Source organism: Flavobacterium panacis, from assembly GCF_024649945.1.
GTDB classification, from domain to species: Bacteria; Bacteroidota; Bacteroidia; order Flavobacteriales; family Flavobacteriaceae; genus Flavobacterium; species Flavobacterium panacis.
The window spans coordinates 706,161-721,233 of record NZ_JANKMS010000001.1; the positions used below are offsets into that span (position 1 = coordinate 706,161).

The window sequence follows — 15,073 nt, forward strand, 5'->3', positions numbered from 1 at the left end:
TTATTCTTTTATCGTTTGAACTTGTGCTGGAATCTTTTTACTGGATACTTTTTCTTGTAAATATTGGAATACAATGAAAAGCAACGGAATTACAAAAATTCCCAAAATCACACCACTTAACATCCCGATTGAAGCGCTGACACTAATAGATCTATTACCAACAGCAGTTCCTCCAGAAGCAAACATTAACGGAATCATACCTACAATAAAGGCCAGCGAAGTCATGATAATAGGTCTTAACCTTGATCTTGCTCCTTCGATTGCCGCTTCGACAATACTTAATCCTGCGAGACGTCTTTGTAATGCAAATTCCACAATCAAAATGGCGTTTTTCGCCAGAAGTCCAACCAGCATGATTAATCCGACCTGAACGTAAATATTATTGTCTAAACCAACTGCTTTAACTCCAGCAAATGCGCCTAAAATACCTGTTGGAATTGAAAGTAAAACAGCAAGCGGTAATAAGTAACTTTCGTATTGTGCTGCCAATAAAAAGAACACAAACAATAGACATAATCCGAAAATAGCAACGGTTTGGTTTCCTCCTGCTTTCTCTTCCAAACTTAAACCTGTCCATTCGTAACTGTAATCAGCTGGAAGTTTATCTAGTACTTTCTCCAAATTCCCCATAATCTGACCATTACTATAACCTGGTAAAGCCATTGCGGTAATGTTTACCGAATTATAAAGGTTGTAACGGTTTACCGATTCTGGTCCGTATACTTTATGGAATTTCACAATTGATTTTACAGGAACCATCTGCATGTCAGCATTTCTTACGAAAATTTCATTAAATGCATCTTGATCCATTCTGAAAATTCCGTCTGCTTTTACATTCACTCTATAAAATTTACCAAATCGGGTAAAATCTGAAGATTGATCTCCTGCAAAATAAGTTTGAATGTTTCCTAAAAGGTCTTTTACATTCACTCCCATCTGACGAGCTTTGTCTTCATCAACTTCCAATTCCAACTGCGGATAATCAGCTCTAAAAGTCGTGTAAGCATATTGAACACCAGGCTGCTGCATAATTTGGGCAATCACTTTATCAGACATTGCTTTTAAAACTTCTGGACTTCTTGCCATTCTGTCCTGCAACACTATTTCGGCACCACTTGTTACCCCAAATCCTTCTACTGGAGGCATTCTAAACACCATAATCGAACCTTCTTTGATTGTCGATAACTTTCCAGTAACGCTATTCAAAATTTCATCAATATCTTTAACTTCACCTCTTTCTTTTTTAGGTTTTAGTTTGATAAATCCTAAACCATAAGCGGTGCTGGCACTGTTGCTCAAAATGTTGAATCCCGTAATACTCGTATTAACATCAATAGCTTTTTCTGATTCTAGTATTTTCTCCATTCTCTCCACTACCGCAGTCGTACGATCAAGAGCTGTTCCTGGAGGCATAGATAAACTGTACACCATGAATCCGTCATCTTCTAACGGAACGAAACTTTTTGGTGTAGACATCATCATGTAAACTGCAAGTGCTGTAACTCCAGTAACTAATCCTGCAGCAATCCATTTTTTCCCGATAAGGAAACGAACGCCTTTAATATATCTTCCCGTAAAATTGTTGAAACTCGTATTGAATCCGATGAAAAAACGGTCTTTAAAACTTGTTTTGTGTTCGTGATCACCATGTTTATCTCCGTGATTTTTTAGCAAAAGCGCACATAAAGCAGGAGTTAATGTCAAGGCATTTACAGCTGAAATGATAATCGCAATCGCCAATGTATAAGCAAATTGCTTGTAGAAAATCCCCGAAGATCCTGTCATGAATCCAATCGGAATAAATACGGCTGACATTACCAAAGTAATCGAAATTACAGCTCCCGTAATCTCTGCCATTGCTCCGTGAGTAGCTTCTTTTGCTGAAATTCCTGCATCTTCTTCCATTTTACTGTGAACGGCTTCGACAACCACAATCGCATCATCGACCACAATTCCAATCGCAAGTACTAAGGCAAAAAGCGTTAAGATGTTAATCGTAAATCCAAAAACCAACAAGAAGAAAAATGTTCCCACAATCGCAACTGGAACCGCAATAGCTGGAATAATCGTCGAGCGAATGTCTTGAAGGAAAATAAATACTACGATAAATACCAGAATAAAAGCTTCAAATAATGTTGATTTTACCTGTCCTGTTGCTTCGTCTAATCTGTCTTTGGTACTCATTACGTTTACGTATTTAATACCTGGAGGGAAAGATTTTGAAAGTCGTTCTACTTCTTTATTGATTCCAATTTCAATGTCGTTGGCATTTGACCCAGAAGTTTGTAAAATTGCCATTGTCACAGCATTTTTACTGTTCGATTTGTTGTCTCCGCTGTACGAAATAGAACCAAATTCTACTCGCGCCACATCTTTTAATCTTAAAACATTACTTCCATTATTTTTAACGACAATGTTTTCATATTGTTCTGGTTTGTTCTTTTTTCCTTTGTAACGAATTACATATTCTAAAGCTGCTTTAGATTCTTCTCCCAATTTACCTGGAGCCGATTCTAAACTTTGTTCTGCAATAGCCTGCGTTACATCTGAAGGAACTAAACCTGCATTTGCCATTTTACGAGGATCCAGCCAGATTCTCATCGAGTAATCTTTCTGACCGAAAATCTGAACTTGTCCAACACCTGGAACACGTTTCATTTGTGGTACTAAATTGATATTGGCATAATTCTGCAGAAACAATTCGTCGTATTTGCTATTATCATCTGTATACAAGTTGAAAATAACAATCATACTATTTTGCTGCTTCGAAGTTGTAAGTCCCATACGGACAACTTCTTGCGGTAATTTTGGAGTTGCCTGCTGTACTCTGTTCTGTACGTTTACCGCAGCTTGATCTGGATCAATACCTTGTTTAAAAATAACGCTAATCGAAAAAGATCCGTCGTTACTCGCAGTAGACTTGATGTACTGCATATTTTCAACTCCGTTAATTTGTTCTTCCAGCGGCGTTACCACAGAACGAATAACGGTTTCACTATTTCCTCCTGGATATGAACCGCTTACCATTACGGTTGGCGGCGAAATATCAGGGAATCTCGTTACAGATAATCTGGTAAGACCTATAATCCCCAATATTACCAATACAATAGAGATAACTGTGGCCAATACCGGCCTGTCTATTATTTTCTTTAACATGGAAAATGTTATTTTATATTTTTAAATCAAAAATTATTTGCTGCTTACAGCCTTTGAAGCGGTTTTCGGAACCACTTCCATGCTATCATAAAGAACATCGATAGAATTTAAAGCTACTTTATCACCCGATTTTAAACCCGATTTTACGAAGTAATCTACTCCTGCGCTTCCTGCAATTTCAATTGGAACCATTGCTACTTTATTTCCTTCTTTTAAAACAAAGACGAAAAATTTGTCCTGAATATCTTTTACACTCGCCATCGGAACTGTAATTACAGATGATAAACTTTTGTTTAAGACAATTCTAGCAGAACCTCCTGCACGCAATTGTTTTTTCGGATTTGGGAAAATGGCTTTTAAAGCAATTGTACCTGTTGCACGATCAATGTTTCCACTGGCAACTTCCAGTTTTCCTTTTTGATCGTATTCACTGTCATCGGCCATAATTAAACTTACGGATTGATTGGCTCCTGCATCTTTTGAAAAAGAAAGATAATCTGCCTCCGTAAGAGAGAAATACACAAATACATTGTTGATTTCTGAAAGTGTAGTTAACGGAACTGCATCGGTTGGTGTTACTAAGTTTCCGATACGATTCGGAATTCGGCTAATATAGCCGCTTACAGGAGCTTTAATCAAAGAGAAATCGGCATTAATCTGAGATGATCCTAAAGCGGCTTTAGCCTGTGCTACTTGTGCCGTTGCTGCTTCGTAATTGGCTTGTGCTGTTTTTAACTGCATGTCTGAAAATACTTTTCCTTCTACCAAAGGTTTGATTTTCTCTACTTCCAATTTAGCATTTGCCTGATTTGCCAAAGCGCTTTTATACGCTGCACGACTGTTGTTTACTTGTTCGGCATAAACATCGCCTTTAATTTTAAAAAGAGATTGTCCTTTGTTTACATAATCTCCCTCTTTAACATAAATCGCTTCCAAATAACCTGATACTTGGGCTTTTATGTCAACATTTACAGCACCTTCGACTGTTGCTGGATATTTTTTTTCTACTGCTCCCGTTTCTGAACTGGTTTGTAAAAAGTCTACTTCTGGCTTTGGAGGAGCCATTTGCGCATCTGCACTTTTTCCACACGAAGAAAGGGAAATGATTATCAATAAAACTGCAATCCTGCCAATTGCTTTGTTATTTTGAAAAAACTGTTTTGTCATTTTATTTTTCATTTTAGAATGAATTACCTCAAATTTGAGCGCAAAATAACAGCAGAACAGCTCTTTTTTTTGGAAGAAAGTTACCCAAACGTAATTTTTCGACACTGAAACGGATGGGTTTTGATTTTGCCACTAAGGCACTAAGACGCGAAGATTTTTTTGTGCAAGTGTTTAGAAGGAATCTCGCAAAGACGCTGAGACGCTAAGTTTTTTGCCACTAATTGCTTCGCCTATTCGCTATCGCTCGAGTCACGAATTTTCGCTAATTAAAATTCTTGTGCAAAAATACTAGAGAAATAATTTCTCGAATTTTTATCGCCTAGATGCTAAAACACAACGTTTGTCATTTCGACGAAGGAGAAATCTCCACGAGAAATTCTACAAAGATTGGCTATAGATTGTGGAGCTACTTGTGGAGATTTCTCCTTCGTCGAAATGACAAAAATGAGAGTAAAACGTCGCAAATACAGAAAAGAATTATTGGAAGTTAGTCAAAATTAGTGCAATTCGTAACAAAAAACTTAGAGTCTTTACGTCTTCGCGGCAAAATAAAATTTGTGACTCGAGCGATAGCGAACTGGCGAAGCAATTCGTGGCAAAAAAACTTTGTGCCCTAGTGCCTTTGCGGCAAAACAAAAACCTTAGAACCTCAGCATCTCAGAACCTTAGCAACTTTCTTAGCGATCCATCCATTGTTTAAAGAAAGGTGTTTTTTCTCTACTGATGATCACCTCGCGTTCGGGGTCTAATTTTAATTGGATTTTTAACTTTGCGTTGAAGTAGTTCGCAATAGATTTGATGCTTTCTGCACGAATGAAAAACTGGCGGTTGGCACGAAAAAAGATATTAGGATCTAATTCCTGTTCCAGTTCTTCCATAGTTTGGGGAATAGAAATAATTGCCCCTGATTTAAGAAACAAATTACTTGTTTTAAATTCAGAATATATAAAGTCGATATCTGAAACATCTACACTTTTATAACCGTCGCGATAGGTAACTAAAAAGCGCATTCTAAATACAGGTTTTTCAATCAGTTCTTTTAGAATCCCGGCGATATTGGTAACGCTGGTTTCGTTTTTATTTAAAGATTTGAATTTTGTTAAGGCAAATTCCAATTCGTTCTTTTCGATGGGTTTCATCAAGTAATCGATGCTGTTTACCTTAAAGGCACGAATCGCATATTCGTCATAAGCTGTAGTAAAAATAACCGGACACGTGATTTCGATTTCATCAAAAATAGCAAAACTCAATCCGTCAGCTAAACGAATGTCCATTGTTATTAAATCCGGACATGGATTCGATTTCAACCACGCAACCGTATCTACAACAGTATCAATAATGTCTAAAATTTCGCAATCGGGTTCTAACTCTTCCAACAGTCTTTTTAATCTGCTGGCGTTAATACTTTCATCTTCTACAATTAAAATTTTCATAACTCTTAAATTAATGGCAGACGCACTTCATAATAGCCGTTGGATTCACTAAAAATCGGCATTCTTTCGCATAAAATCTTATAACGGAATTCAATATTTTTATTTCCTATTCCGGTTGAAACCAAACTTTTACCTGCAGTTCTTTGCAGATTATTTCGAACAATAATATCCCCTGAATCGGAAAAGACAGTAATAGTAAGCGGATTGGTCAAAGTTGCCATATTGTGTTTTACCGCATTTTCTACCAACAATTGCAAAGTCAATGGTGGTAAATGAAGCGCCAAAGAATCCGAATCAATTTCAATTTTCAAATCGATTTTATCACCCAGTCTTTTTTTTAATAAATAAAAATACGCATTCAAGAATTCTATTTCTTCTTTTACTGTAATGGTATCTTTATTCGAATTGGAGATCATATAACGATATACTCTCGTTATATTTTCCAAAAACGAAGCTGCTTCTTTCTGATCATCATAAATCAACTCCGTTAAAGTGCTGAAATTATTAAAGACAAAATGCGGATCTAACTGCATTTTTAAAGATTCTAATTTCGAACGTGTAACAGCTTCCTGAAGTTCAGAAGCTTTTACTTTTAATTCGGCAGTTTCGATGGCATTCAAACGCCATCTGTTTAACAAAAAAATTCCGGTATGAATGGCACTAATAAAAAGCGAAATAATTGCAGCCATAATTTTAGACTGCCAAATGGTAACCAAATCATTTTCTTCTAAAGCTGTACAAGGATATAAATAATCCCAAAGACAAGAAAAAAAGTAATTAAGAAGAATGTTTCCGGCAATTAAGCAGATAAATTGTGCTATTGCCCTAAAGGCTGGATTTTGTTCCCAGCGTATGTAATAATTTAATTTTCTACCAACAAACAAAGTTAGTTCTGTAAGTATGGCACAATATAGAAGAATAATGAAAATATCGAAGGTCTGATCCACATCGAGCAGACCTTCCTCTTCAAAATTTCTATAGGGATTTAAAAAATAATAAGATGACAGATAGACCAAGAAAACTGCCGGAATTACAATAACTCTGTAATATTTATAGAAAAAATTCTTGCCCGACTTTTTATTTTGGCTGCGTAACCTCATTTATTTCTTGTAGTTTGAAAAAATGCTGCAACATCTTAATGCGCCACTAAAACATTTTTTTCTTCATTATTTGTAATTGTTTTTTCTACAGATTTTCTTTCACGCATTACGCCCCATTTCAAGCACGTAGCACCCCAAGAAAATCCTGCTCCAAAAGTAGTGATCAATACATTCTGTCCTTCTTTAAAATCGTCTTTGAAATCCCACAAACACAACGGAACTGTTGCAGATGTTGTATTCCCGTAACGGTCAATATTTACTTTAACTTTTTCAAAATCAATATTCAAGCTTTCGCTTACAGCGTTGATAATTCTCAAATTAGCTTGATGAGGCACAACCCAATCAATTTGGCCTGCTTCTAATTCGTTTTTCACCAAAGCATCTTGCGAAACTTGGCTCATTGCTGCCACGGCTCTTTTAAATACAAAAGCTCCGTCTTGTTTTAAATAATGTGTTCTGTGCAAAAGACTCTGCATAGAAGTTGGATTTCTAGAACCTCCAGCCGGTACAGCCAAAGAAGAAACACCACTCCCGTCTGTTTTCAGAATCGTTTTCATTAAACCAACTTTAGATTCTGATTTCTCTAATAAAACCGCTCCTGCTCCATCTCCGAAAAGAATACAAGTATTACGGTCTTCATAATCTACGATTGAACTCATTTTGTCTGCTCCAACAATAATAAGTTTGCTGTAACGGCCACTTTCGATCATGTTTGCCCCCATTTCCAGTGCATACAAAAATCCACTGCAAGCGGCGTTCATGTCAATTCCGAAAGCATTTGTTAAACCACTTTTATCGCAAACAATACTTGCTGTTGGTGCTAAAATATGATCGGGAGTTGCTGTTGCTACAAGCAAAGCTTCTATTTCGTTACGATCAACATTGTAATTTTCGAATAAATTTTCAATCGCAGCAGCGGCAAGATCAGATGTTGCTGTATCGTCGTCTGCGATTCTACGTTCTCTAATTCCAGTTCTTTTGATGATCCATTCCTCCGATGTATCAACTGTCTCTGAAATCTTTTTATTGGTCAGGATTGATGATGGTACGAAACCACCTATAGCTGTAATTACTGCGCTCATTTGTTTTTGTTTTTTTTTTAAGCTTTTGTACCCTTCGTACCCAATGCTTACTACTTCTTTTCTTCTTTTGAACCGTTCATTATAAATACCTAAAATTTGAACCGTAAAAAGCGAATTATATCTTCTGACAAAACTTTTCTCTGAGAAATATGTTTAAAAAACCTGAACAAACTAAAAACATTATACAAAATCCAACTAAAATAAATTAAAAACCTACACTAAGTCTTTCTCGGTGTTACTTGGTATAGAATCTTTAATTTATCTTATTTTTAAAATCATAAAATGTCTTTTCAGTTTGTAGATAATTCCCAATTACAGCTATTGCCATACTGATAAAAAAATCTATCTGCATTAAGTTTTTAGAGTGCTACAAAATTAATTTAAAAAAATCTTAAACAAGCAGGTAATTAAGAATAATTAACAAAACTACCTGAAATGTTAAAATATAATTTTGATATCCGACAACAAACGCCAAAAATTATAGAATCCCTAAAATCAAAAAAAAATCTGTTAAAATTTATTTTGATAAAATTTCTTCAAAAAAACCTTGTAATTTTTATATCATTGTTTCTAAAACAAATTAATTTCTAATAATTTGGAAACGACAATAATGGAATATCTAGCCCTGCTGCTAAAATCCTCGTTTTACTTCTGTGCACCAAAGAATCCCAAAAACCGTATTTTTGAGGCACCATAATCAAAAGATCGGCCTCATAATTATTGATTTCTTTCTTGATTTCGTTAATTACGGCATTCGATCTTACACTTTTATATAAATATTTAACATCCTCAAATTCTTTTTCGATATTCGAATTCATTAAAATTCTATGTTGTTCTTCTTTCAAATCATCCAATTTTTCATCCACACTAAAAAACTCGATTTCTGCACCAAAATCTCCCAAAGCATTTTTAATCCAACTGAATTTTTTAATTGCTGAAAAGCTTAAGCTGTCACAGGCATACAATACCTTTTTAATATTAATGAAACGTGCATTTTGAGGAACTGCTAAAACTGGTATATGAAGGTTTTTGATTGCTGTTGTGGTCGAATTTCCCAATAATTCCTGCTCAAAAGAACGTTCTGCCATTCCCATTACCACAACATCTGCATTGGTCTGTGTAATAATTCTTGGAAGTTCATCTTCCAAAAAAGAATACGTACAAATGGCTGATGTTTCTATTTCAAATGAATCGGCTGTTTCTTTGGCTAAATTTTCTAGTCTCGAAATTGCTTTTTCAATTTGTTTTTGCATCGCATCTGCGGTGATATGTGAGTTTGCACTGTGCACACTCAAAGAAAATGAATTAAATAAAATCAATTTTGCTCCGGTAGCTTTTGCAAGTCCGGCTGCATAAGAAACTGCGTTATTTGCAATAGCAGAAAAATTTGTCGCAGCAATTATAGTTAGAGGTGAAATCATAAAAATAGTAATTAAGCTTTGTAGCAAAATTGCTCAAATAAATGTTTCAAACCTTTTTTATATAACTGAAGAATCATTTTTAACGACTCAACCGTAAAATTTCATTGCTGAAAACACAAACTTTCTTTTTTTGTTTCTTACTTTAAAAACGATGAAAATAATTGATGGGAACCTCTTTAAATAGCAGTATTTTTACAGTTCAATAAAACCAATCAGTTCATTTAAAATTTAAACTATGAAAAGTTCTGATACCAAAGAAAGTTCAATTACGGCTGTAATTACAGATTATTTTAACGGAATTTATAACGGTGACGTTCCCTTATTACAAAGTGTTTTTCATCCACAGGCTATTATTGGCTTTGATCTCAGCGGAGAAACGCATTTTAAAACCCTAAATCAATATCTGGAAGGCGTGAAAAATCGTAAAAGTCCAAACGAATTGGGCGAAGAATTCAAAATGAAAATCTTATCTTTAGAAATCATCAATAATACCGCTGTCGCAAAAGTACAAGTTCCGATATTCGAATATGATTATTATGACTTTTTAAGCCTTATCGTTGTTGATGAAAAATGGGTTATTAGCAACAAATTAGCATCAAAAATAAATTAAAATATAATGTGGAATTCAACCAAAATAACACAATTACTAGGCATTGAGTATCCAATTTTACAAGGTCCGATGGGAGGCGGTTTTTCTACTTCTTCACTTTTGGCTGCTGTAAGCAACGGAGGTGGATTGGGCAGTTACGGCGCTTATACACTGACACCAGAAGAAATTCGACAATCTGGAAAAGAAATTAAATTGGTCACTTCTAAGCCTTACAATATCAATTTATGGGTTAATGATGTGGATGAAAGTCTTCTAAACTATCCTCCAGAAAAACTGGAAAAGATAAAACAGAATTTTAAACCTTATTTCGATGAATTAGGGATTCCGCTTCCTGATTTATCTTCTGATATTCCTTCTAAATTTGAAAAGCAAGTTGAAGTTGTATTCGAATTAAAGCCTGCTGTTTTTAGTTTCATTTTCGGAATTCCATCAAAAGAAATTCTAAACGAATGTAAAAAACTCGGCATAAAAACTATTGGAGCTGCCACAACTTTGGAAGAAGCACTTGCGCTAGAAGATGCCGAAGTAGACGCAATTGTCGCCGCAGGTTTTGAAGCTGGCGGTCACAGGCCTTCTTTTTTAAAACCAGCACAAGATTCTTTTACGGGGTTATTCAGCCTCATTCAGCAATTAAAAGCAAAAACCAAAACGCCAATTATTGCAGCTGGCGGAATTATAGATGCAAAAGGAATCGCCGCCGCCATGACTTTAGGCGCCGATGCTGTACAATTAGGAACTGCTTTTATGGTTACTGACGAATCTGCTGCTGTACCTTTACATAAAGAAACATTGTTTGCAAATCCGAACATTCCGACTACAGTTTCAAAATCGCTTACGGGAAGAATGGGCCGAATGGTTTGCAATACAATATCCAACAATGTTCCTTTTGAGGAAGAAGTGCTTCCGTTTCCACTTCAAACCAGATTGATGGCTTCTTTGAAAACCGCAGCTTTGGCTCAAGAAAGAGCTGATTTGGTAAATTTCTGGTCGGGTCAAAACACAAGCAATTTAAAACACCGTAAAGCTAGCGAGTTGATGCAGGCTTTAATTGCTGAAACATCTTCTATTCTTTAGTTTTTTAACCGCAAAGCACGCTAAGAATTTTATCTGTAAGACTTCATAAAAACGCAATCCAGATAGTTATTGCGAGCAAAGTTTTGTAGATAAAGCTGATCCAAATTGCTCGCCAAGTCGCCAAGACGCAAAGTTTTTAAATTCTTTGCGTCTTGGCGACTTGGCGAGATTAAAAAAATTAGCGTGCTTTGCGAAAAATCTTAGCGCCCTTTGCGGTTAAATCCGCACGCATTTCACAATTCAAAATTAACAACTTACAGACTGTCCAGTTCACACCGAAGTTTGTCCGCTTCAACCTATTTTCGATTTCGATTTTAAGGCTTTCAACGCACATTTGTACCGTTAAATAACTTTAAATATCAAAATCATGAACTCAAAAACAACAAAAATTATCTATTGGACAGGCGCAGTATTAACTTCTTTATGGTTTGGCGCAAGCGGTTTCTTCGAATTAACAAATAATCCATTGGTTTGGGGAATCACACAACAATTGGGTTATCCAGCGCATTTCATCTATATCCTTGGCGTTTTTAAAGTAGCCGGCGTTATTACACTTTTAATTCCAAACAAATTATTAAGATTGAAAGAATGGGTTTTCGCAGGAATATTTTTCGACATCATCTTTGCTTTCTTTTCAAAAATCGCTGTCTTAGGTTTTGGCGCTGCAACAGATGCTATAATCGCTTTTGTAATGGTAAGTGTTACTTATGCAATGTATAGAAAATTGTATACAGCAACTTACGCTCCATCTTCTGCAAACTTTTAAAGAAGTCGAAATTACTTTACAAAAAAGCTCCAACGGAGCGAAATATTTATAGAATTCGGTTAAATACGAGTGAATAAAAGCTCCAGCGAAGCGAAATATGTTAGCTTGTAGAAAATATGTCGCTCCGCTGGAGCTTTATATTGTAAACATTTATTCTTTTGCTATAGATATTTCGCTTCTCCGAAGCTTACTAAAGAGACGAAAAAAAACTCCCTCAAATTTTCAACTTCAAATTAATTCTTTCCAATGAAAAAGATTATTCTAATTCTCTGTTTTATACTTTCAGCTTTGTTTTTTATAAGCTGTTTTATGTTTCCTGGATTGTAAAACTGAGCCAATTAATTTATCTCAAAAAACGATAAATTAATTGGTTTTATCGGTTTTCTAACCAACTTAAAAATGCTGTTGCTTTTTCTTTTCCAACTAATAATTTCTCTTCTGTTGGAACACTTAATTTCACGATTATTTTACGTGAAAAATAATGCTCTGCTTCTCTTATTGCCGAAAAATTGACCAAATATTGTCGGTTGACTCTAAAGAACTGAATTGGCGATAAAAGCTTATGAATTTCGTCTAAAGATTGCGTTAACGGATATTCATTTTTATCCAAAGTCATAATCGTTGGCGTTTCGTTTTTGATGAAAAAAAATGCAATATTCTCCGTTAAAACCGTTTGGTATTTATTGTTTTTGAAAACCAAAAAACTGCTTTTCCCTTTGTTTTCACCATTTCTCGTTAATAAAAGTTCGAAATCGGGCATTGCTTTTTTATTTCTTTGAAAGAAGTTTTTCAACTCTCCTGCTTTCTTTAAAGCTTGAGAAATGCTGTCTCTTGAAAATGGTTTTAGAACATAATCAATTCCGTTTGACTTGAAAGCTTCAATAGCATAATCATCAAAAGCAGTACAGAAAATCACAGGCGACAAAACCTCAACATTCTTAAAAATCTCAAAACATTGACCGTCTGCGAGCTGAATATCCATAAAAATAAGATCAGGCTGATCGTTTTCCATAAGATAATCAACCGCTCCGTCAATGCTTTGTATATAAGACAAAATCTGGACATCGGGTCTGATGCTCAGAATAAGCTGGCCAAGTGCTTTGGCCGTTTTTACTTCATCTTCAATTATTATGATAGTCATAATTCAGTGGTATTTTTACTTTAAAAGTGTTTTCGTCTTTATCAATTTCGATTTCTTTGTGAATCAGGTGCATAAAACGCTGGTTGATATTATCCAAACCAACGCCTGTAGATACCGCTCCTCTTTTGAGCTGAATTTTATTTTCAACTACTAAAAACTCATTTTCAGTATAGAGCTTAATTTTCAAAGGTTTATCTAAAGAAACGACATTATGTTTGATGCAGTTTTCGATTAATAATTGCAAACTAAAAGGCGGAATTGCACAATCGTATTGTTTTGGATCTACTTTATTTTCTAAAACAAATCCGTCTTCAAAACGTGCTTTCAGTAAATACACATACGAATCCAAAATCTGTAATTCTTCGCTTAGCGGAATCAAATCCATTTTTCGGCTTTCTAATGTAAAGCGATAGAAATCAGATAATTTCAATATAAAATCAGAACTCTGCGGATCTTGAATATCGACCATTGATTTCAGCGTATTCAAGCTATTAAAAAGAAAATGCGGATTGACCTGCTGTTTCAACAATTCGTATTGAGCACCTAGATTTACTGCTTTTGTACGTTCTAACTCTACTCCTATTTGCTGGGTTTGATAATTTTGAAAAAGCAAATGTAAAAACATATAGACAATTAGGTTGATTAAAACTCCACGAAGCTCGAACATAATTGGCGCGTCCATTTTTGATACTTGAAAAAGTTCTTGATGTGCGATTACCAGAATAACCATCAGCAAAATCCCCATTACAACACTCAATAAAAGTTTCCAGTTAAAAAGGCTTTTATTAGCTCGGTGCGATGAAAATTTTGGTAAGCTGTAGATATTATAATACCATATAAAAAGGGAAAACAAAAGTGTTATCGAAGAATTTATGATAAGATCACCAGGTGTAGAATCGGCATCAAATAATTTAGGTATCGAAGCCATAACCGCCAATGCGATCGAACTTCCCCAAATGACTTTCTCAGAAACCTGAAAACGTTTAACTTTTTCCATAATTTAAGGTTTGTTTTTGATCTTACTCTGCCAAAGATAGGTTTATTTTGAAAGGATTTTTCACGCAGATTTAAAAAGATTTAGGCAGATCGTGCAGATTTTTTTATTTAAATGCAGAAACGTTCTAGGTTTATTTTGTCATTTCGGGGAACGAGAAATCACACTATAAGCTCACAAAACGAATTTCCAATCTTTGTAGAGTTACGAGTTTGATTTCTCGTTCCTCGAAATGACAAACAGAATGGAGTATAACTCTTTGAGGATTTAAATAAAAATCTTTTTAATCAGCTCAAATCTTTTTAAATCTGCGTGAAACAAAAACTTAAGCACGTTTCACCCCAAGAATTGCACCTGATTTCATATCTTGTACAAAACCAACAACTTCAAAGTCTTGTGAATTAAAATTCTTAGGCAAAGTAATTGTCGAGATTCCTTTCGCCGTTTTCAGATCAATTGTCTGCAAACGCTGAACAATTTGATAATGCGATAAAATGCGATGTGCATTCTCTCCTCTTTTCACATTGCTTTTAGCCGATTTCTGAACTACTGCCACTAACAAATGACTATTTTTAAAAGCACCGTTAATACTGTAATTCAGTGTCAATTTATCATTTTGCTGTTTGGCATCTAAAGACAAATCGACTGCAGCAGGTTTAGAAAGTGCCGATTTAATTCCGTTTCGTAAGCTGGTTTCTTGAGAACCAATATAATCTGCTTTTCCGTTAATGATTACTTGCGGCGTGTAAATTGGTTCTTTCCCTAAAAATTGCGCATAATCGTATTGTCTTTGTGTAAAACTGGCATTGCTGAAAATATCTTTCCAGCCTTGTTTGTCCCAATAATCCACATGATAAGCCAGTACATAAACATTCTTATCTTGATATTCATTTTGAATCTTCCCCAACAATTCATCTGCTGGCGGACAGCTCGAACAGCCTTCTGAAGTATACAATTCTAAAAGTGCAAATCCTTTTTTATCTGAATTTTGACTGAAAATGCTGCTTGCGCTAAGAAAAAACAGCATTGTAAAAGCTACTACTATTTTCATGATTTTTTAATTGTAAATTATGAGTTATGAATTATGAGTGCATATTGAATTTATCAAAACTTATAACTCATAATTCAT

12 protein-coding genes are annotated in these 15,073 nt (G+C 35.1%); 3 read left to right on the forward strand and 9 right to left on the reverse strand.

Features of this window, described 5'->3' with window-relative positions; all coding sequences use genetic code 11:
• The 6 genes from NQQ59_RS03000 to NQQ59_RS03025 form a co-directional block, all read right to left on the reverse strand.
• Nucleotides 1-3,156 (reverse strand): efflux RND transporter permease subunit, encoded by a 3,156-nt coding sequence (locus NQQ59_RS03000; protein WP_144213477.1) that lies wholly within the window; start codon nucleotides 3,154-3,156, stop codon nucleotides 1-3.
• Between the two features lie 33 nt (nucleotides 3,157-3,189).
• Entirely contained in the window at nucleotides 3,190-4,323 is a 1,134-nt protein-coding gene (locus NQQ59_RS03005) for an efflux RND transporter periplasmic adaptor subunit (protein ID WP_144213480.1), read from the reverse strand.
• Between the two features lie 677 nt (nucleotides 4,324-5,000).
• A complete protein-coding gene (locus NQQ59_RS03010; RefSeq protein ID WP_144213481.1) occupies nucleotides 5,001-5,756 on the reverse strand; it encodes a LytR/AlgR family response regulator transcription factor in 756 nt (251 codons plus the stop codon).
• Between the two features lie 5 nt (nucleotides 5,757-5,761).
• Nucleotides 5,762-6,856 (reverse strand): sensor histidine kinase, encoded by a 1,095-nt coding sequence (locus NQQ59_RS03015; RefSeq protein ID WP_144213483.1) that lies wholly within the window; start codon nucleotides 6,854-6,856, stop codon nucleotides 5,762-5,764.
• A 35-nt stretch (nucleotides 6,857-6,891) separates the two neighbouring features.
• Nucleotides 6,892-7,938 (reverse strand): beta-ketoacyl-ACP synthase III, encoded by a 1,047-nt coding sequence (locus NQQ59_RS03020; RefSeq protein ID WP_144213485.1) that lies wholly within the window; start codon nucleotides 7,936-7,938, stop codon nucleotides 6,892-6,894.
• A gap of 587 nt (nucleotides 7,939-8,525) precedes the next feature.
• Nucleotides 8,526-9,359, reverse strand: a complete 834-nt coding sequence (locus NQQ59_RS03025) for a universal stress protein (protein ID WP_144213487.1) — start codon at nucleotides 9,357-9,359, stop codon at nucleotides 8,526-8,528.
• A 235-nt stretch (nucleotides 9,360-9,594) separates the two neighbouring features.
• Here NQQ59_RS03025 and NQQ59_RS03030 point away from each other — a divergent pair, with 235 nt between their 5' ends.
• The 3 genes from NQQ59_RS03030 (at nucleotide 9,595) to NQQ59_RS03040 (ending at nucleotide 11,809) form a co-directional block, all read left to right on the forward strand.
• The gene (locus NQQ59_RS03030; RefSeq protein ID WP_144213489.1) at nucleotides 9,595-9,969 is read left to right on the forward strand and encodes a nuclear transport factor 2 family protein; all 375 of its coding nucleotides are present in this window, start codon (nucleotides 9,595-9,597) and stop codon (nucleotides 9,967-9,969) included.
• A 6-nt stretch (nucleotides 9,970-9,975) separates the two neighbouring features.
• Nucleotides 9,976-11,043, forward strand: coding sequence for an NAD(P)H-dependent flavin oxidoreductase (locus NQQ59_RS03035; RefSeq protein WP_144213491.1), 1,068 nt, complete (start codon nucleotides 9,976-9,978; stop codon nucleotides 11,041-11,043).
• A gap of 367 nt (nucleotides 11,044-11,410) precedes the next feature.
• Entirely contained in the window at nucleotides 11,411-11,809 is a 399-nt protein-coding gene (locus NQQ59_RS03040; protein WP_144213493.1) for a DoxX family protein, read from the forward strand.
• 373 nt (nucleotides 11,810-12,182) lie between these two features.
• Here NQQ59_RS03040 and NQQ59_RS03045 read toward each other — a convergent pair whose 3' ends face one another.
• From NQQ59_RS03045 to NQQ59_RS03055, 3 genes are all read right to left on the reverse strand, one after another.
• On the reverse strand, nucleotides 12,183-12,950 hold the full coding sequence (locus NQQ59_RS03045) for a LytR/AlgR family response regulator transcription factor (protein WP_144213494.1): 768 nt from the start codon (nucleotides 12,948-12,950) through the stop codon (nucleotides 12,183-12,185).
• Nucleotides 12,931-13,947, reverse strand: a complete 1,017-nt coding sequence (locus NQQ59_RS03050) for a sensor histidine kinase (protein WP_144213496.1) — start codon at nucleotides 13,945-13,947, stop codon at nucleotides 12,931-12,933. The genes NQQ59_RS03045 and NQQ59_RS03050 overlap by 20 nt, the downstream gene beginning before the upstream one ends.
• A 322-nt stretch (nucleotides 13,948-14,269) precedes the next feature.
• Complete coding sequence (locus NQQ59_RS03055) at nucleotides 14,270-14,995, reverse strand: DUF1223 domain-containing protein (protein WP_186296555.1); 726 nt, start codon at nucleotides 14,993-14,995, stop codon at nucleotides 14,270-14,272.
• Nucleotides 14,996-15,073 lie beyond the last annotated feature (78 nt).

Coding starts and splice junctions, on each gene's coding strand:
- NQQ59_RS03000 (WP_144213477.1), bottom strand. CDS start 3,156: ATGTTAAAGAAAATAATAGACAGGCCGGTATTGGCCACAGTTATCTCT.
- NQQ59_RS03005 (WP_144213480.1), bottom strand. CDS start 4,323: ATGACAAAACAGTTTTTTCAAAATAACAAAGCAATTGGCAGGATTGCA.
- NQQ59_RS03010 (WP_144213481.1), bottom strand. CDS start 5,756: ATGAAAATTTTAATTGTAGAAGATGAAAGTATTAACGCCAGCAGATTA.
- NQQ59_RS03015 (WP_144213483.1), bottom strand. CDS start 6,856: ATGAGGTTACGCAGCCAAAATAAAAAGTCGGGCAAGAATTTTTTCTAT.
- NQQ59_RS03020 (WP_144213485.1), bottom strand. CDS start 7,938: ATGAGCGCAGTAATTACAGCTATAGGTGGTTTCGTACCATCATCAATC.
- NQQ59_RS03025 (WP_144213487.1), bottom strand. CDS start 9,359: ATGATTTCACCTCTAACTATAATTGCTGCGACAAATTTTTCTGCTATT.
- NQQ59_RS03030 (WP_144213489.1), top strand. CDS start 9,595: ATGAAAAGTTCTGATACCAAAGAAAGTTCAATTACGGCTGTAATTACA.
- NQQ59_RS03035 (WP_144213491.1), top strand. CDS start 9,976: ATGTGGAATTCAACCAAAATAACACAATTACTAGGCATTGAGTATCCA.
- NQQ59_RS03040 (WP_144213493.1), top strand. CDS start 11,411: ATGAACTCAAAAACAACAAAAATTATCTATTGGACAGGCGCAGTATTA.
- NQQ59_RS03045 (WP_144213494.1), bottom strand. CDS start 12,950: ATGACTATCATAATAATTGAAGATGAAGTAAAAACGGCCAAAGCACTT.
- NQQ59_RS03050 (WP_144213496.1), bottom strand. CDS start 13,947: ATGGAAAAAGTTAAACGTTTTCAGGTTTCTGAGAAAGTCATTTGGGGA.
- NQQ59_RS03055 (WP_186296555.1), bottom strand. CDS start 14,995: ATGAAAATAGTAGTAGCTTTTACAATGCTGTTTTTTCTTAGCGCAAGC.